This is a genomic window from Undibacterium sp. Rencai35W (assembly GCF_049340185.1).
Lineage (GTDB): Bacteria > Pseudomonadota > Gammaproteobacteria > Burkholderiales > Burkholderiaceae_D > Undibacterium.
Genome location: NZ_JBMPPC010000003.1, coordinates 282,603 through 301,336 on the forward strand (window position 1 = coordinate 282,603; position 18,734 = coordinate 301,336).

Sequence of the window (18,734 nt, forward strand, 5' to 3'; positions counted from 1 at the left end):
AATGATTTTAAGCGCTAGCCTAGTGAAATAGTGCGACGACTTGATGACATAGTAATACTACTAGAACTCTGCTATTGATATTCTTCGTATCCTCTTCGCTGCGCTCATTCTTGAAAGGTGCTCCTCATGTCAGCCCAACGCAAGTCAGTTCAATGTTTGTCTCCTGCTGGATTGCATCGGGTCTCGTATAAGGAGTGGGGCGACCCCCGTAATTCTCGCGTGCTGTTATGTGTGCACGGTGTAACGCGGGTAGCAGACGATTTCGATGCGCTGGCCGAGGCAATGTCTGACACTTACCGCGTGGTCTGTCCTGACATTGTCGGGCGCGGGCAATCAGACTGGTTGCGTAATCCACAGTTTTATCAGATACCGCAATATGTCAGCGATATGGTGACATTACTGGCGCGACTGGATGCGGATGTGATTGACTGGTTTGGTACTTCAATGGGCGGTTTGATCGGTATGGGGATGGCGGCGCTGCCAGATAATCCGATCCGGAAATTGCTGCTCAATGATGTCGGTCCCGTACTCAATCCCGCAGCGATTGCGCGGATTGCTGATTACATCGGACAAGATATGCGTTTTGCCAGCTTTGATGAAGGCGCTGCTTATATTCGCCTGGTATCTGCGTCATTTGGTCCGCATACGGAAGCACAGTGGCATAAGTTGGCCACTGATGTTTTACGTCAGAATAAAGAAGGGCAGTGGATACGCCATTATGATTTAAATTTATCCATACCGATTAAGGCGACCACACCGGAAATGGCATTGGCCGGTCAGGCCATGTTGTGGGCGACCTATGATGCGATTCGGTGCCAGACACTGGTCGTGAGGGGCGCTGACTCCGATTTGCTGAGCGCAGAAACAGCGGCAGAAATGCAGCAACGTGGACCACGAGCGAAGGTGGTTGAACTGGCAGGAGTAGGGCATGCACCGACTTTTGTCCAGCCTGAGCAAATCGCTATCGCCAGAGAATTTTTATTAACGTAAACTGTTTGGGCGAGTGCCCGCAGTCATGTTGTTATCAACTAGTTTTGCTGTCATCAGGAATGCAATGAGCTTACAACGTTTTCATGTCGGACAGCGTCTGTCCGAGACCGCTATTTTTAATAAAGTAATTTATCTTGCCGGACAAATTCCTGAAGATACGAGCAAGGATATTATCGGCCAGACCGCTGAAGTATTAGGGCATGTTGATCGCTTATTGGCGGAAGCCGGCAGCGATAAATCGCGCATTTTAATGTGTCAGATTTTTTTATCCGATATCCAGCAAATTGGCGGCATGAATCAGGCATGGGATGCCTGGGTTGCGTCAGGTAATGCGCCGCCACGTGCGACAGTTCAGGCTGCGCTGGCAAATCCTGCATGGTTAATTGAGGTTGTCGTCACAGCCGCACAGAATTAAGTATATGGTTTCCATTTCGGCGACAGGGTCGCAATCTCAACTACTTGAGGGTTTGTCTGAAAACGAGTGTGATCGCGTCATGGCGGCACTGGAATTCATCACACCTTTGTATGCACATCGTCAGGTTGTTACTGAACAAAATGCATTGCAGTTTGTTCAGGGCGTCGTCGCTACTCTGGCGATGTTGCGTACGGATGTCGATACCCGGATCGCAGGTCTGTTATTTGAATTGCCTGAGCTGAGTCCTGTCGCCGCCGAACAGATTGAATCAAGGTTTGGTAAGGAAATTGCTGATCTGGTCAGCGGTATCCGTCGCCTGATGCGTCTACGTGAAGCCGCATTGACGCAGCATGATGTCGGACGCGGTAAAGATGCCGCTGAAAAAGCAGCAACGCAAATGGAGACGCTGCGCAAGATGGTTCTGGCGATGGCGACCGATATGCGCGTAGTGCTAGTAAGGCTGGCTTCGCGTGTCACGACCTTGCGTTATTTTGCTGATTGCAAGCGTGACGACGGGGCTGCGCAGCAATACGCGAGTGAGACCATGGATTTGTACGCACCGCTGGCGAACAGGCTAGGGGTGTGGCAATTAAAATGGGAGTTGGAGGATTTGTCATTCCGTTTTCTGGAGCCAGAACAATATAAGCGTATTGCAAAAATGCTCGAAGAGAAGCGACTCGAGCGCGAAAGTTTTGTGGTCTCCGCTATCGCTCGCCTGAACACAGAATTGAGGGCGGCTGGTGTCAAGGCAGAAGTGTCTGGTCGCCCCAAACACATTTACAGCATTTGGAAAAAAATGCGTGGCAAGGATGTCGATTTTGACGAGTTGTATGACGTGCGTGCTTTCCGCGTCGTCGTTGATGATATTCGCGACTGCTATACCGTATTGGGAATCGTCCATAACGCCTGGACGCCCATTCCCAAAGAGTTTGATGATTATATTTCCCGGCCTAAGCCGAATGGTTATAAGTCACTGCATACAGTGGTGATCGTCGAAGATGGTCGTCCGCTTGAAGTGCAGATCCGCACACGCGAAATGCATCAGTTCGCCGAATATGGTGTCGCGGCACACTGGCGCTATAAGGAGTCTGGCGGATCGAATTTTTCTGCGCAGGAATATGACGAAAAAATCGCTTGGCTGCGGCAACTGCTGGCATGGAAAACCGAGGTCGCCGACGTCGTTGTCGGACAAGAAGAATTGCAGCGTGAATGGGTTGAAAAAATCAAGGCAGCAAGCCTGGACGACCGAATTTATGTGCTGACACCGCAGGCGCGCGTGATTGAATTACCGAGTAATTCAACCCCGGTCGATTTTGCGTATCACTTGCATACGGATGTCGGACATCGTTGCCGTGGTGCACGTGTCGATAACGTAATGGTGCCTCTGAATACGCCGCTGAAAAACGGCCAGACGATAGAGATCATTACACTCAAAGCCGGTTCTCCGCAAACCGGACCGTCACGTGACTGGCTCAATGCAGAGTACTCGGCAAGTACCAGAACACGCAGCAAGATCCGCGCGTGGTTCAACGTGATTGATCAGCAAGAAACCTTATCGAACGGTCGTGCCCTGGTTGAAAAAACCTTGCAGCGAGAAGGAAAGACGGCAGTTAATCTGGAAGACCTCGCACACAAGCTGGGCTTTGCCAGTGTCGATGAATTATTTTTATCCGTTGGTAAAGACGAATTCAGCTTACGTCAGATTGAAAATGTCTTGCGCGAAAACGTAGAGGTTGTCGATCCGGACGAAGTCAGTATCACCAATAAAAGCCGGGCATCAAGTGTGACGCAAGGTGCTAAGTCAGGTGTGCTGGTAGTAGGCACCGAGGGGTTGATGACGCAACTTGCGCGCTGCTGTAAGCCCGCGCCGCCTGATGAAATCGTCGGTTTTGTGACGCGAGGCAAAGGCGTTTCCATTCATCGACTGAACTGCAAAAATTTTGCAGAGATGCGTCATAAAGCACCGGAGCGCGTCATTCAGACGACATGGGGCGAGCACGGCAAAGAAACGGTTTATCCGGTCGATATTTTTGTCCTGGCGCAAGACAGGCAAGGCCTGCTGCGGGATATTTCTGAAGTATTTTCTCGTGAAAAAATCAATGTGATTGGCGTAAATACCCAAAGTGCAAAATCGCAGGCAAGGATGTCATTTACTGCCGAGATTGGTGGCACCGCACAATTACAAAAAGCATTGACCGTGATTCGCGAAGTCAGTGGCGTACTTGAGGTTCGCAGGCAGTGATGTGTGTTTGCAAGCGGATTTACTCTCTTATTGAGTCCGCAATGTGAACGCGCCTTCTGGCAGTATTTGGTGCCAGGAGGCGCATGAATACTGGGGTATGTCTGTCGCGCTCTGAAATAAACCTTGAGCGTATTGCGTCAAGGCAGAGCAACTTTTTTTCGCCCGATATCTCAATTTACTTTTTCCAGACTCTGTCTGGCGACAGTTCAACTGTAATCGTCTACACCCTCATCTTCTGCCATGCCTGGCGCTTCTGCCTGCAAGGTGATGTGATCAATTTTATGTTTTTCCAAGAGCATATTTTTGACGCTTTCAAGGATGCGTGGCCATGCACTCAGATCGTCAATTTCTAAATGCCCGATCAGTGCAGGGTAGCCGGGCGACATTTCCCAGACGTGTAAATCATGTACGGAAAGTACGCCGGAAATAGCTTCCAGGTCATCGCCAATCTGCACATAGTCGATATGGTGCGGAACGCCTTCCATCAAAAAATGGTATGACTCACCTAAGACACCAAAGGTCGATTTCAAAATCAGAAGAGAAACAAAGATCGATAAAATAGGATCGATCTGCATCCAGCCAACATAGTAAATGACGGCGCCGGAGACAATCGCTGCAACAGAGCCAAGCAAATCCCCCATGACGTGTACCAGTGCAGCTTTTGTATTCACGCTTTCTTTGTCGTGGGACAGTACCCATGCCACTACGATATTGATTGCAAGACCAATACTAGCCACCAGCATGACAGCGCCACCTTGAACCGATTCCGGATGTGACAGTCTTTGTACTGCCTCAAATACGATCCACCCCACGACGGCCAGCATCACCAGGCCATTGACGAACGCTGCCAGTGCTTCAGCCCGGCCGAAACCGAAGGAGTTTTTGGCAGTAGGCGGACGTTTGGCAATCATTTGGGCGAGCAGCGCCAAGCCCAGAGCAGCGGCATCCGTTACCATGTGTCCTGCATCTGAGATCAGCGCCAGAGAATTTGACCAAAAGCCAAAGCCGACTTCAACCCCCGCAAAACTTAAAGTGAGACCAAGCGCCCAGGCGAGGATTTTTTGACTGCGGTTTTCAAAAAAGTGCTGATGCTGTGCATCGCCGCGACGATGTGCATGCAGGTGTTCGCTTTTCTGTGTAGATGTTTTTTGATGCATGAGTAAGAGAATGATAAATACGATGACTATCGTCAGTGTAATCGTGATACGTGACAATGTGGTGAAAGCCCGTAAGAGATTGAGGGGGACTGAGGGTTGGCTGGTGGTCTTATCTCGGTGAAACTTCCCCAAGAATTTTACAAAATCAATAAAAACACAGAAAAGGTGTTTACGTTTTCGTCTTGGTTTGCTATAGTCTCGGCTCTTCGGGCGGTTAGTTCAGCTGGTTAGAATACTTGGTCGACATCCAAGGGGTCGCAGATTCGAATTCTGCACCGCCCACCAGAATTTTTATCATGCAATGCTAGCATTGCTACATAGGTAAGAGCGAGAAAGGCAGCATGGTTATGACACCGCGAACTACGATCACAGCAATTTGTGAGCGACGTTAGTCGAGGGTCTTTTTCGTTTGTAATTTTTGAAAAAAACGCGGCTAGCCCGCGTTTTTTTTCGTCCGCGTTTTCTGCTATTTTTTTTGAACGTTGTAGGTATTCGGCAAATATTGCCGGCATGGAGACTTAAAATGGTTTCAGTTCGACTTCCCGATGGTTCGCAGCGTCAGTTTGATGCCCCAGTCACTGTTGCTCAGGTGGCGGCAAGCATTGGTGCGGGTCTTGCCAAGGCGGCATTGGCTGGCAAGGTTGACGGTAAATTGGTAGATACCTCACATTTGATTTCTTCCGATGTGGATCTGGCGATCGTGACAGACAAAGATGCGGATGGTCTTGAGGTCATTCGTCACTCGACAGCCCATTTGCTGGCATATGCAGTGAAAGAGTTGTTTCCTGAAGCGCAAGTCACTATTGGTCCAGTCATCGAAAACGGTTTTTACTACGACTTTTCATACAAGCGTCCATTTACTCCGGATGATCTGGCTGCGATTGAAAAGAAGATGCAGGAATTGGCTAAGAAGGATGAGCTGGTTACTCGTAAGGTCTTGCCGCGTGATGAGGCTGTTGCTTACTTTAAATCGATTGGTGAAGCCTATAAGGCGGAAATTATTGAATCGATTCCGGCGGATCAAGATGTGTCGCTGTATTCAGAGGGTGGCTTTACCGATTTGTGCCGTGGCCCGCATGTGCCTTCAACTGGCAAGTTGAAAGTATTCAAGCTGATGAAACTGGCGGGCGCGTACTGGCGAGGCGACTCTAAGAATGAAATGCTGCAACGGATTTACGGTACAGCGTTTGCAAAAAAGGAAGATCAGGAACAATACCTGCATATGCTGGAAGAAGCTGAAAAGCGCGACCATCGTAAGCTGGGTAAGGCACTTGATTTGTTTCATTTCCAGGATGAGGCACCGGGCCTGGTGTTTTGGCACGCTAAAGGCTGGACGATCTGGCAGCAAGTAGAGCAATACATGCGCAAGGTGTATCAGGAGTGCGGTTATCAGGAGGTGAAGGGGCCGCAGATTCTTGATAGTAGCTTGTGGGGTAAGACTGGCCACTGGGATAATTATAAAGACAATATGTTTATCACTGAGTCGGAAAACCGCTCTTATGCGTTAAAGCCGATGAATTGCCCTGGTCATGTGCAGATTTTTAATTCTGGCATGAAGAGTTACCGCGACCTGCCGTTGCGTTTCGGCGAATTTGGACAGTGTCATCGTAATGAACCTTCTGGTGCTTTGCACGGCATCATGCGTGTACGCGGCTTCACTCAGGATGATGGGCATATCTTCTGTAGTGAAGAGCAGATTCAATCAGAAGTGATCGCATTTCATCCGCAAGCAATGAAAGTGTATAAAGACTTCGGTTTCGAGCACATTCAAGTCAAGCTTGCTTTGCGTCCTGATAATCGTATTGGTAGTGATGCAGTCTGGGATACCGCGGAAGAAACGCTGCGGGCTGGCTTGCGTGCCTGTGGTCTGACTGATTGGGAGGAGTTGCCAGGTGAGGGCGCATTCTACGGACCGAAAATCGAATATCACCTGAAGGATAGCCTCGGACGTCCTTGGCAGGTAGGTACTATGCAGGTTGATTTCTTTATGCCTGGTCGCCTCGGAGCTGAATATGTGGCGGATGATAATAGCCGTAAAGTGCCGGTAATGTTACATCGTGCTATTGTCGGTTCGCTCGAGCGTTTTATTGGAATGTTGATAGAAAATCACGCTGGTGCGATGCCGGTATGGCTGGCACCAGTACAAATTGCGGTCTTGAATATCTCTGAATCACAGGCCGAATACGCTAAATCCGTTGCGGAAAACCTGAAGAAACAAGGGTTTAGGGTGCACACAGATTTGCGTAATGAGAAAATAACCTATAAAATACGCGAGCATTCAATGCAGAAATTACCTTACATCATCGTGATCGGTGATAAGGAGCGGGATGCAAACACAGTGGCTGTGCGTACACGTGGCAATCTGGATCTGGGTGTAATGACCCAAGATGCCTTCTTGGAACGTCTGAAAAATGACATCGACACCAAGGCTTAACCAGAACTGTTACGCAAAGAAGCACAGCCAAATTATTTAATTTTTGAAGGAAACTGCAATAGCTACTGACAAGTCACATCGCATCAACGGTGAAATTACAGCGCCAGAAGTGCGCTTATCCGGCGTTGAAAACGAGCCGTTAGGTATCGTTAAACTAGTTGAGGCCTTTCGCTTAGCGGAAGAGGCCAATGTTGATTTGGTGGAGATTGCGCCTACTGCGCAACCCCCGGTTTGCCGTTTGATGGATTACGGCAAATTCAAGTACCAGGAACAGAAGAAGGCGCACGAAGCAAAGCTGAAGCAAAAAGTCATTCTGGTCAAGGAAGTAAAATTCCGCCCTGGTACAGATGATGGTGATTACAACATTAAGTTGCGTAATCTGACCAAGTTTTTGGATGATGGCGACAAAACCAAAATTACTTTGCGTTTCCGTGGTCGTGAAATGGCGCATCAGGAAATTGGTATGCGTATGTTGGAGCGTCTGAAGCTGGATCTGGAGCCGTATGGCCAGGTTGAACAGTTTCCTAAGATGGAAGGTCGTCAGATGATCATGATTCTGGCACCGAAGAAAAAGAAATAAGATTTGCGAGAATCATTGATGCAAGTCAGTGGTTGTTGCGATGAGTATGGACTCGATTTCATGCTCCAACAAGTGAGAGTAGGCATCCAAGTGCATCGTAATCGTTGCCACCTACAATCATGTTAAAAAGGAACTGTCCTAAACAGACAGGTGTTTTATGCCTAAAATGAAAACAAAAAGCTCTGCCAAGAAGCGCTTTCGCGTTCGCCCAGGTGGAACTGTTAAATGTGGTCACGCTTTCAAACGTCATATCTTGACTAAGAAAACAACCAAGAACAAACGCCAATTGCGCGGTATCACGAACGTTAATGCAGCAGACGTAACATCAGTCATGCGCATGATGCCAACAGCTTAACCTCTACTCACTATTTAAGGAGTTACTATGCCTAGAGTAAAACGTGGGGTTACAGCTCGTGCCCGTCATAAGAAAGTTCTCGATTTAGCCAAAGGCTATCGTGGTCGCCGCAGCAAGGTATACCGTATTGCCAAGCAAGCAGTTATGCGCGCTGGTCAATATGCCTACCGTGATCGTCGTAACAAAAAACGTGTATTCCGCGCTTTGTGGATCACGCGTATCAATGCAGCTAGTCGTCAACATGGCCTGACATACAGCGTGTTCATGAATGGCCTGAAAAAAGCCTCTATCGAACTGGATCGTAAAGTCCTGGCCGATATGGCAGTGACTGATAAGCCAGCTTTTGCTGCGATTGTCAATCAAGTTAAGGCCAACCTGGCAGCATAATTGCTAGGTGCGGTTTGCCTGGCAGATATAGGTCGGGCAATATCGCAAGATGAGCGGGGCAGAGGTTGAATCCTGTGCCCCGTTTTATTTTCAGTAATCAAATTTCAGCTTCCCTGTCGGGAATAATCGCATGAACCCCTTAGATCATCTTGTAATTCAAGCGCGTGCAGACTTCTCTGCCGCACAAGACGCTGCTGCACTGGAAAACGCCAAGGCACTATATCTTGGAAAAACCGGACAGATAACAGAGCAAATGAAAAGTCTGGGCAAGTTGGCGCCAGATGAGCGCAAAGCGCAAGGCGCGATTATCAATGCTGCAAAAGAACAGATAGAAAATTTATTGACAGAGCGTCGTGACGCTTTGTCGAACGCACAAATGCAATCCCGCTTAAATGCTGAGGCGATTGATGTGAGCTTGCCTGGTCGCGGTCGTGGCATGGGGGGTATTCATCCTGTTATGCGCACCTGGCAGAGAGTCGAGGAGATTTTTCGCTCGATTGGTTTTGATGTGGCCGATGGTCCTGAAATCGAAAATGACTGGACTAATTTCACTGCACTAAACAGTCCTGAGAATCATCCTGCGCGCTCAATGCAGGACACTTTTTATGTCGAAGGTAACGATAGCGCAGGTAAGCCACTACTGCTGCGCACCCATACCAGCCCTATGCAGGTACGTTACGCTCGCATGAATCAGCCGCCGATCAAGGTGATAGCACCCGGCCGTACTTATCGCGTAGATAGTGATGCAACACATTCCCCTATGTTTCATCAGGTTGAAGGTTTATGGATTGATGAGAACATCAGTTTTGCCGACTTAAAAGGTGTGTACCTGAATTTCGTCAAAGCTTTTTTTGAGACTGATGATTTGCAAGTACGCTTCCGTCCTTCTTATTTCCCGTTCACAGAACCCTCTGCTGAGATCGATATTGCTTTTGGCAGCGGTCCGCTGAAAGGGCGCTGGTTGGAGGTGTCCGGCTCAGGTCAAGTACATCCTGCAGTGATCCGGAACATGGGATTGGACCCCGAAAAATACATAGGTTTTGCCTTCGGTTCAGGCCTTGAGCGCCTAGCGATGCTCCGTTATGGAATTAATGATCTGCGTTTATTTTACGAAGGCGATCTGCGATTCTTAAAGCAATTTAATTAATGTAAACATCTATAAATCCAATTCTCGGGCGCATATCTTCATTACAGAGCCTCGCAATACCGACGTATTGCTACGTTTTGCGCCTCAATCTGCATCCCGATAATTGAATTTCTAGACGCTCCATTTATATTGTTTAGACTGTATTAAATTTCCCGTACTGCAAAGTACACCATCAACATCACGGTTGAATTATGCAATTTTCTGAAAACTGGCTACGCACTATGGTTGATCCGAAGATGTCTTCGGATGAATTGTCTCATCTACTGACGATGTCAGGATTGGAAGTTGAGGAAGTGGAGGCGGTTGCGCCACCTTTTAGTCATGTGGTTGTCGCCGAAGTTCGCGAGATTGCCAAGCATCCGGATGCTGATCGCCTTAATGTGTGCCAGGTCGATGTCGGTATTGGGACTTTGCTCAATATCGTATGCGGCGCGCCAAACGTTCGCGTTGGCATGAAGGTTCCTTGTGCAATGGCAGGTGCTATTTTGCCACCAGGTCCAGATGGCAAACCTTTTGAAATCAAAGTTGGTAAATTGCGTGGCGTTGAATCGCAAGGCATGCTGTGCTCTGCACGTGAATTGAAATTATCTGAGGATCATGGTGGCCTGCTTGATTTGCCTGCCGATGCGCCCGTCGGTCAGAATTTCCGTGATTATTACCAACTGAATGATCTGAAATTCACTATTAAACTGACACCTAACAAAGCCGATTGTTTGTCTGTTCTGGGCGTAGCACGCGAAGTGTCTGCACTAACTGGCACTGTTTTGGTGACGCCGGAAATTAATCCTGTCGCTGTAACTTTGCAAGAAACGCTCAAAGTAAAAATCTCAGCCCCTGATTTATGTGGTCGATTCAGTGGTCGCGTTATCCGTGGTGTGAATGCAAAAGCGGCGACGCCTGACTGGATGAAGCAACGTCTGGAGCGTAGCGGTCAGCGCCCGATTTCGGCATTGGTCGACATTTCTAATTATGTGATGCTGGAGCTAGGGCGTCCAACCCATGTATTTGACCTTGATAAAATTCATGGTGACCTGGACGTTCGCTGGGGCAAAGCTGGCGAATCTCTCAAACTGTTGAATGGTAATACAGTCAGTGTTGATGAGTGGGTTGGCGTCATTTCTGATGATAAAGAGATCGAATCGTTGGCCGGTATCATGGGTGGCGACTCAACCGCTGTGAGTCTGGAGACACAAAATATTTATCTCGAAGCGGCGTTCTGGTGGCCTCAGGCAATACAAGGCCGGGCCCGTAAATATAATTTTTCTACCGATGCGGCACATCGCTTTGAGCGAGGTGTCGATTATGCGACGACCGTCGAGCATATCGAACGCATTACCGCATTGATCGCCGAAATCTGCGGTGGCTCTTCCCAAGTGAAAGTGGGGCCAGTGGATGACCAGATCGTTAATTTGCCTCAGCGTCCTGCCGTGCGTTTACGTACTGCGCGTGCCGTAAAGATTATTGGTGTAGCACTGGATGACGCACAAATTGCCGATATTTTTACTCGCCTTGGATTAGTCTTTACCCAGACACCGGGAGAGTTTCTGGTGACGCCGCCTAGCTATCGTTTCGACATTGAGATTGAAGAAGATCTGATTGAAGAGGTCGCGCGCGTTTATGGCTTTGAGAATATTCCGACCCGGCCACCAGTTGCCGCTAATGCGATGTTGATTGCGCCGGAAAATCATCGTTCCTTATTTACTTTGCGCCGTCAAATTGCGGATCTCGATTATCAGGAAGTCGTCAATTACAGTTTTGTTGAGGCCGCATGGGAAAAGGATTTTGCCGGCAACGATGCGCCGGTTAAATTACTGAATCCAATTGCAAGTCAGATGAGCGTCATGCGCTCGAGCTTGATCGGTAGTCTGGTTGCGAACGCTCGTTACAATCTGAATCGCAAACTCAACCGTATTCGTATTTTTGAAATTGGTGCGGTGTATCTGCGCGATGTGTCGATCCCCGATGGGCCCTTGACCGTTGCTGGTTATGATCAGCCTAAGCGTCTCGCTGCCTTGGCATATGGTCCTGTCGCAGACGAGCAATGGGGGCAGGCAACTCGTAATGTTGATTTCTTTGATGTTAAGGCTGATTTGGAAGCGCTGTTTGCGCCTAAAGTTTTGCGTTTTTCTAAAACCGAACACGTCGCTTTGCATCCGGGACGCTCAGCGACTATTGAATTTGAAGGTCAATTCGTCGGCATGATCGGTGAGTTGCATCCGCGTCTGCAGCAAAAATACGACTTGCCTTTAGCGCCTGTCGTTTTTGAAATCAGTACGAACGCTTTGCAAGCGATTCAGCTACCTGTTTATAAGGAAATTTCAAAATTCCAGATGGTGACACGCGATATGGCATTGCAGGTAAAACAGTCAGTATCGGTGCAAGATTTGATGGATGTATTTCATCATGAGGCGGCAAATAACGAAACATGTAAAATCTTGCAAGCCGTTGTTTTATTTGATGAATATCGCGGTAAGGGATTGGAATCTGACGAAAAAAGTCTTGCTTTCCGCTTTAGCTTGCAAGATACTCAAAGTACGTTACAAGACGATAAAGTTGAGGCAGCAATGGCCGCTTTGCTTGCTGCTGTAGCTGCTAAATTCTTCGCTAAATTACGTTAACAATTTGGTGCAATTCAGTTAAATAAATAAAAATTATCATGATCATATTTTGCATAGAAGCTTAAAATGATTGGGTATGTTTTCAGTAAGTAGGATACAAATATAATGAATGATCTGACTTCCGCAGAACTGCAATCGGTTCTTGATGCAGATTTGAATCGGGCGATGCGAGAAGCCAAAGCGCGCTCACAAGCGGAAAAAGAGCTGCCAACTCTGACGAAGGCTGAGCTGGCAGAACTCTTGTTTGAACAAGTCGGTTTGAACAAGCGCGAAGCCAAAGATATGGTGGAAACCTTCTTTGACGAAATCCGTGATGCGCTGGAGCGAGGTGAGGCGGTCAAGTTGTCTGGCTTTGGTAATTTTCAGTTGCGTGATAAACCTCAGCGCCCCGGTCGTAATCCTAAAACTGGTGAAGAAATTCCTATTACCGCACGTCGTGTAGTTACTTTCCATGCGAGCCAAAAACTCAAAGGTATGGTCGACTCTGTTGGTAATCAACCCCTTGCACATGCAGCCTGAATTCCCTTATGAGTGAAATCAAGTTAGACGCGTTTGTGTTGCCTCCCATCCCTGCGAAACGTTACTTTACGATTGGTGAGGTGAGTGAACTGTGTGGCGTCAAGCCGCACGTACTGCGCTATTGGGAGCAGGAATTCACTCAACTAAAACCCGTGAAGCGGCGTGGTAACCGTCGTTATTATCAACATCACGAAGTTTTACTGATACGTCGCATTCGTGAGCTCTTATACGAACAAGGTTTTACGATTAATGGCGCACGTAATAAGTTAAATATGCATGCAGCAGTCATCGACGAAGTTTCTGATATCGAAGTAGCGCCGATTAATTTTTTGCGGATTCGTAATGAATTGAATGCTGTATTGACCCTGCTGAAGCGCTAAGGCCACTAGGCATCTCATTGACGCCATGCCGGATGCTCCTGAGCATGAAAAAAGCGATGATTGTTCACTCAATCATCGCTTTTTTACTCCTGTCTACTAAGTTATGTCGATATGCCCATTGAACGATATGCTCATGTTAAATCATGTGGCGAGTTAATTTGAGAACGAACTATTCGCTTGCTGGTCTGAGCGGTAATGGCCTTCGCCAGTTGCTTGCAGCGATGACTTCACCGTACGCCTTGTATCCCTCATTCAGCCTCATTCTCGCTTCGGTTGCAGGTGCTCAGATATGAATTCTTAATCTGTCGTATGATGAATTCCGTTGCTATTCACTTTCTAGAGTCGCAATAATTAATTGAACAAACACGCATCGACACAGTCTATAAAGATTTGGAGCGAATCAATGAATACAATGAAATCTCAATCAATACAAAAATTACGTCGTTTGATCATTTTGGGTTCGGTCATGTTCGCCACATTCCATTATTCAACCGCAATGGCGGCTGAGGTAAACAGTTTGGATGCGGCGATTAATGGCAATTGGCGTTCGGATGAGAATCGTGCCCGTGATCCATTTCGTCATCCAAAGCAAACGCTGGAATTTTTCGGTATTAAAGCGGATGCGCGGATCATAGAAATCACCCCCGGTGGTGGTGCCTGGTATGGAGAAATTCTTGCGCCATATCTGAAAGATCGCGGCCAGTACATTGCAGCTAATGCGGCTAGTGAAAAAGCACCGGCTAGCACGATGACTTATTACAATCGTGTTAAAGCGACTCAGGAGAAGAAGTTTTCAGCGGATCCGGAGCGTTATAGCAAAGTCCAAACTATTAGTTTTGACCCATCTGCGCCGCAGTTTGGGGCTGTAAGTTCGGCAGACTTTGTACTGACTTTCCGTAACGTACACAATTGGGTCGCCGATCACAATGAGGCGATCATCTTTAAAGCCATGTTCGACGTGTTGAAGCCGGGTGGTGTGCTTGGCGTTGTTGATCATCGTGCTAAAGCTGGTAAAGTGCTCGACGCTAAACTCATCGACTCGGGCTATTTGCCTGAGGATTATGTCATTACGCTGGCTCAGCAAGCTGGATTTAAATTACTGGCAAAAAGTGACGTCAATGCGAATCCTAAAGATAGCAGCGATTATCCGAAAGGTGTCTGGACTTTGCCTCCAACTTATGCCGAAGGTTTGAAGGATAAAGAGACATATGCGGCAATAGGGGAGAGTGATCGCTTCACCCTCAGGTTCGTTAAGCCAAATTAATAATGTCTGTATGATTTTGCCTTATCGGTAAAAAGAGTGATGCCCACAATTGGCACTCTTTTTTATTTTGCATATGACGTCGGCATTGACTAATGTTGTCGCCATAAAGAAAAAGGTCTGACTAAAAAATTAGTCAGACCTTTATATTTTGGCTCCCCGACCTGGACTCGAACCAGGGACCTGCGGATTAACAGTCCGTCGCTCTACCAACTGAGCTATCAGGGAATAGAAGAAATGATGATCTTCGTTAAACTATTTTTGCAGCTGATGCTGCGTACTTCAAATTCTGTGGCTCCCCGACCTGGACTCGAACCAGGGACCTGCGGATTAACAGTCCGTCGCTCTACCAACTGAGCTATCAGGGAACAGAGACAAAGATTATATGCGCTTTTGCCCGAGCTGTCAAAATTTTTCTATTGGCAAATGCCTAAGCTCGCGGTATCCGGCACGAAAACGGCAACTTACTCCGCTCTCATACCGGCTACTTATGACTACTTAAAGCACGTTGGCAATCGCGTCGATGACCGCGTCAATATTACGGTTGTTGAGTGCGGCAACACAGATGCGGCCTGTGTCTACAGCGTAGATAGCGTTGTTGTCGCGCAGTTTTTCTACTTGTTCCTTCGTCAGGCCTGAGTAGGAGAACATGCCGCGCTGTTGCGTAACAAAATCAAAATTGTGAGCAGGTGCCCGAGCTTTCAGTTTTGCAACAAACGCCGTGCGCATTTCACGGATGCGTACGCGCATGCCTGCCAGTTCTTCTTCCCATAGCTGACGCAGTTCTGGTGTTGCTAACACCGTTGCAACGACTTGTCCGCCGTGGGTTGGTGGATTTGAGTAGTTAGTGCGAATGACGCGTTTGAGTTGCGACATGATGCGTGCGGCTTCCTCCGCACTGGAGGCGGCGATGCTCAGAGCGCCGACGCGCTCGCCGTACAGGGAGAAAGATTTAGAGAATGAGTTGGAGACGAACAGCGCACCACCTGCTTCAGCGAAGCGGCGTACAACTTTGCCATCGGACTCGATGCCGTCGCCAAAGCCTTGATAAGCCATATCCAGAAACGGCACCAGCTTGCGCTCAGTGACTACCTGGATCACTTTTGTCCACTGATCGTCGTTCAGGTCGGCACCGGTCGGGTTATGGCAGCAAGCGTGCAGTAACACGATAGAGCCTTCCGCCATAGTTTTGAGTGCGCCCAGCATGCCGTCAAAATTAACGCCTTTAGTGACGGCATCATAGTACGGATAGGCATTCACTACGAAACCTGCAGACTCAAACAAAGCGCGATGATTTTCCCAGCTTGGGTCGCTGATCCAGACCTGCGCATCAGGTGCGAAGCGTTTTAAAAAATCTGCACCGAGTTTCAATGCACCTGTGCCGCCAATTGCCTGCGCCGTGATAGCACGTTTTTCCATAACAACAGCGCTATCAGCACCGAATACCAGCTCTTGTACGGCTTTATCGTATGCGGCCAGACCTTCGATCGGCAAATAAGTGCGTGGGGCATATTTTTCCATCAAAATAGCCTCTGCTTTTTTGACGCATTCCAGCAGAGGTACTTTGCCGTTGTCATCGTAGTAGACGCCAACGCCGAGATTAACTTTTGCAGGATTTTTGTCTGCGTTAAAGCCTTCGGTGATGCCTAATATCGGGTCGCGTGGCGCCATTTCGATGGCGGAGAACAGGGAGGAAGAAACAGGAGCGTTCATCGTGATAATATGAAAAATTAGCCGTCAATTTTCTGACAGTGAGGTTGGAATAATGCCAATTGGTAATAATCTGGTAATGCCTTAAATTTCAACCATCCATTCTAACAAAGGTAAGCGCCTCATGGCTGTAGCATCGACAATTTCTGCTGAAAATAATAGCAACGCCACTATGCTGGACGAAGCGAAGTTTGTGAGCTTCCCCGATTCGCCGTTTCAGTTATATCAACCATTCCCGCCTGCGGGTGATCAGCCGACTGCTATCTCGAAACTGGTTGAAGGCGTTAATGACGGTTTGTTTTTTCAGACCTTACTTGGTGTAACGGGGTCTGGTAAGACCTACACGATGGCCAATGTTATTGCGCGCAGCGGTCGTCCGGCGATTATCTTTGCGCCGAACAAAACATTGGCCGCCCAGCTGTACAGCGAGTTCCGTGAATTTTTCCCGCGTAATGCGGTGGAATATTTTGTTAGCTACTACGACTATTACCAGCCGGAAGCCTATGTACCGCAGCGCGATTTATTTATCGAAAAAGATTCGGCGATCAATGAACACATTGAGCAGATGCGTTTGTCCTGCACCAAATCGCTGATGGAGCGACGCGACGTGATTATCGTTGCGACTGTTTCAGCCATTTACGGTATCGGTAATCCTAACGAGTACCACAAGATGATCCTGACCTTACGTGCCAAGGACAAGGTCAGTCAACGTGAAGTGATTGCCCGCCTGATCCAGATGCAATACACGCGCAACGAAATCGATTTTGGACGCGGTACGTTCCGGGTTCGTGGCGATACCATCGACATCTTTCCCGCGGAGCATGCCGAGCTTGCCGTGCGCGTTGATATGTTTGATGATGAGATTGAAAATCTCCAATTGTTTGATCCGCTGACAGGCCGCGTCAAACAAAAAATTCCTCGCTTTACCGTCTATCCCGGATCACATTACGTGACGCCGCGTGAGACCGTATTGCGTGCGGTAGAAACGATTAAAGAAGAGCTGCGCGAGCGTCTCGAATTTTTCCGCAAAGAGAATAAACTCATTGAAGAACAACGTATCGAACAGCGTACCCGCTTCGATCTGGAGATGATGGCAGAGATTGGTTTTACTAAAGGGATTGAAAATTATTCGCGCCATCTTAGCGGTGCCAAACCCGGAGATCCGCCGCCGACACTGGTTGATTACTTACCCGCTGACGCACTGATGTTTCTGGACGAATCGCATGTGCTGACAGGGCAGCTTAATGGTATGTATAACGGCGACAGAGCACGTAAAACTAATCTGGTTGACTATGGTTTTCGCCTGCCGTCCGCACTTGATAACCGGCCGCTGAAGTTTGCCGAGTTCGAGAGCAAGATGCGCCAGACTGTGTTCGTCTCGGCGACGCCGGCTGAATATGAAAAGCAACATGCGGATCAGGTGGTTGAACAAGTCGTGCGGCCAACCGGTCTGGTAGATCCGCTGATTGAGGTGCGTCCCGCCTTGACTCAGGTAGATGATCTGATGAACGAGATCACGCTGCGAGTCAGTAAGAATGAGCGCGTTCTGGTCACGACATTGACCAAACGTATGTCGGAACAACTCACGGATTTTTTGAGTGATAACGGTGTCAAGGTTCGTTACCTGCATAGTGATATCGATACGGTGGAGCGGGTTGAAATTATCCGTGATCTGCGTCTAGGAACATTCGATGTGCTGGTCGGTATTAACTTGCTGCGTGAGGGTTTGGACATTCCTGAAGTCTCGCTGGTCGCTATCCTCGATGCAGATAAAGAAGGCTTTCTGCGTTCAGAGCGCAGCCTGATTCAGACCATCGGTCGCGCTGCGCGTAACCTGAACGGTATGGCAATATTGTATGGCGATAAGATCACCGATTCCATGCGCAGGGCGATGGATGAAACGGAACGTCGCCGCACCAAGCAGGTTGCCTTTAACCTGGCAAATAACATCACGCCAGTCGGTATCAAAAAGCAGATCAAAGAGTTGATTGATGGGGTCTACAATCCGCAAGAAGCCAAGCAGGAGCTAGAGGTCGCTCAGGAGCATGCGCGCTACGAAGTCATGAGCGAAAAACAAATCAGCCGTGAAATTAAACGTCTCGAAAAACTCATGCTCGATCACGCCAAAAATCTCGAATTCGAAAAAGCCGCTCAAGTCCGCGATCAGTTATCGCATGTGAAAGAATTGGTATTTGGTGCCGGTGGCAGTGACAATGTGTTGACGCTGAATCCAAAATAATCAATTCAGTCGAACTTGCGCTACATCAGAGAATGGGTTCTCTGCAGACAGGGTTTTTAGAAATTTTCCATAGAGAGTTTCTGAAAACTCTGAGGGCGATACTCGATGGAATGGCATACTCCTGTCTATTCTCTGCGCTTTAGTGCCTCAGTGCTTCAGTGTCTCTTTGGTGAGAGCTCTTGGTTTTTGCGTAGGCCCAATGGGTGTAATTTTTAATGGGAGTTTTTTAGAAATTTCCGAAAAGTCTACGCAATGTTTGTGCGCCTCTTAGACCAAAAAGCCTCTGAAAGCCGCACAGAC

15 protein-coding genes and 3 tRNA genes are annotated in these 18,734 nt (G+C 48.1%); 14 read left to right on the top strand and 4 right to left on the bottom strand.

Going from position 1 to position 18,734, the window contains the following annotated elements:
* Positions 1-126 precede the first annotated feature (126 nt).
* From ACO0K3_RS08355 to ACO0K3_RS08365, 3 genes are all read left to right on the top strand, one after another.
* Positions 127-990, top strand: a complete 864-nt coding sequence (locus tag ACO0K3_RS08355; protein WP_422983601.1) for an alpha/beta fold hydrolase — start codon at positions 127-129, stop codon at positions 988-990.
* A 64-nt stretch (positions 991-1,054) separates the two neighbouring features.
* The gene (locus tag ACO0K3_RS08360; RefSeq protein WP_422983603.1) at positions 1,055-1,405 is read left to right on the top strand and encodes a RidA family protein; all 351 of its coding nucleotides are present in this window, start codon (positions 1,055-1,057) and stop codon (positions 1,403-1,405) included.
* A gap of 4 nt (positions 1,406-1,409) precedes the next feature.
* The gene (locus tag ACO0K3_RS08365; protein ID WP_422983605.1) at positions 1,410-3,647 is read left to right on the top strand and encodes a RelA/SpoT family protein; all 2,238 of its coding nucleotides are present in this window, start codon (positions 1,410-1,412) and stop codon (positions 3,645-3,647) included.
* Positions 3,648-3,853: 206 nt separating this feature from the next.
* On the opposite strand, the gene ACO0K3_RS08370 is transcribed toward ACO0K3_RS08365, so the two are convergent.
* Positions 3,854-4,804, bottom strand: a complete 951-nt coding sequence (locus ACO0K3_RS08370) for a cation diffusion facilitator family transporter (protein WP_422983607.1) — start codon at positions 4,802-4,804, stop codon at positions 3,854-3,856.
* 208 nt (positions 4,805-5,012) lie between these two features.
* Between ACO0K3_RS08370 and ACO0K3_RS08375 the strand changes: the two genes are divergently transcribed.
* The 10 genes from ACO0K3_RS08375 to ACO0K3_RS08420 all read left to right on the top strand — a co-directional run bounded on the left by ACO0K3_RS08375 (position 5,013) and on the right by ACO0K3_RS08420 (position 14,488).
* Positions 5,013-5,089, top strand: a tRNA-Val gene (locus ACO0K3_RS08375).
* Between the two features lie 238 nt (positions 5,090-5,327).
* Positions 5,328-7,238, top strand: a complete 1,911-nt coding sequence (gene thrS, locus ACO0K3_RS08380; RefSeq protein ID WP_422983609.1) for a threonine--tRNA ligase — start codon at positions 5,328-5,330, stop codon at positions 7,236-7,238.
* 43 nt (positions 7,239-7,281) lie between these two features.
* The gene (gene infC / locus ACO0K3_RS08385; RefSeq protein ID WP_262835906.1) at positions 7,282-7,818 is read left to right on the top strand and encodes a translation initiation factor IF-3; all 537 of its coding nucleotides are present in this window, start codon (positions 7,282-7,284) and stop codon (positions 7,816-7,818) included.
* A gap of 157 nt (positions 7,819-7,975) precedes the next feature.
* Entirely contained in the window at positions 7,976-8,173 is a 198-nt protein-coding gene (gene rpmI / locus ACO0K3_RS08390; protein ID WP_262835907.1) for a 50S ribosomal protein L35, read from the top strand.
* A 27-nt stretch (positions 8,174-8,200) separates the two neighbouring features.
* Positions 8,201-8,560 carry a 50S ribosomal protein L20 gene (gene rplT, locus ACO0K3_RS08395; protein WP_262835908.1) on the top strand — a complete coding sequence of 120 codons (360 nt, stop codon included), beginning with the start codon at positions 8,201-8,203 and terminating at the stop codon, positions 8,558-8,560.
* A 130-nt stretch (positions 8,561-8,690) separates the two neighbouring features.
* Complete coding sequence (pheS, locus tag ACO0K3_RS08400; protein ID WP_422983611.1) at positions 8,691-9,707, top strand: phenylalanine--tRNA ligase subunit alpha; 1,017 nt, start codon at positions 8,691-8,693, stop codon at positions 9,705-9,707.
* A 191-nt stretch (positions 9,708-9,898) separates the two neighbouring features.
* Positions 9,899-12,325, top strand: a complete 2,427-nt coding sequence (gene pheT / locus ACO0K3_RS08405; RefSeq protein ID WP_422983613.1) for a phenylalanine--tRNA ligase subunit beta — start codon at positions 9,899-9,901, stop codon at positions 12,323-12,325.
* 105 nt (positions 12,326-12,430) lie between these two features.
* Positions 12,431-12,844 (top strand): integration host factor subunit alpha, encoded by a 414-nt coding sequence (locus tag ACO0K3_RS08410; protein ID WP_422956028.1) that lies wholly within the window; start codon positions 12,431-12,433, stop codon positions 12,842-12,844.
* A gap of 8 nt (positions 12,845-12,852) precedes the next feature.
* Positions 12,853-13,224: a MerR family transcriptional regulator gene (locus ACO0K3_RS08415; protein WP_422983615.1), complete on the top strand. Its 372-nt coding sequence runs from the start codon at positions 12,853-12,855 to the stop codon at positions 13,222-13,224.
* A gap of 403 nt (positions 13,225-13,627) precedes the next feature.
* A complete protein-coding gene (locus ACO0K3_RS08420) occupies positions 13,628-14,488 on the top strand; it encodes a class I SAM-dependent methyltransferase (RefSeq protein ID WP_422983617.1) in 861 nt (286 codons plus the stop codon).
* A 149-nt stretch (positions 14,489-14,637) separates the two neighbouring features.
* On the opposite strand, the gene ACO0K3_RS08425 is transcribed toward ACO0K3_RS08420, so the two are convergent.
* From ACO0K3_RS08425 to ACO0K3_RS08435, 3 genes are all read right to left on the bottom strand, one after another.
* Positions 14,638-14,713, bottom strand: a tRNA-Asn gene (locus ACO0K3_RS08425).
* A 64-nt stretch (positions 14,714-14,777) separates the two neighbouring features.
* A tRNA-Asn gene (locus ACO0K3_RS08430) sits at positions 14,778-14,853 on the bottom strand.
* Between the two features lie 130 nt (positions 14,854-14,983).
* Entirely contained in the window at positions 14,984-16,198 is a 1,215-nt protein-coding gene (locus ACO0K3_RS08435) for an aromatic amino acid transaminase (RefSeq protein WP_422983619.1), read from the bottom strand.
* A 121-nt stretch (positions 16,199-16,319) separates the two neighbouring features.
* On the opposite strand from ACO0K3_RS08435, the gene uvrB reads away from it, so the two are divergent.
* Positions 16,320-18,434 (top strand): excinuclease ABC subunit UvrB, encoded by a 2,115-nt coding sequence (gene uvrB / locus ACO0K3_RS08440; protein ID WP_422983621.1) that lies wholly within the window; start codon positions 16,320-16,322, stop codon positions 18,432-18,434.
* Positions 18,435-18,734 lie beyond the last annotated feature (300 nt).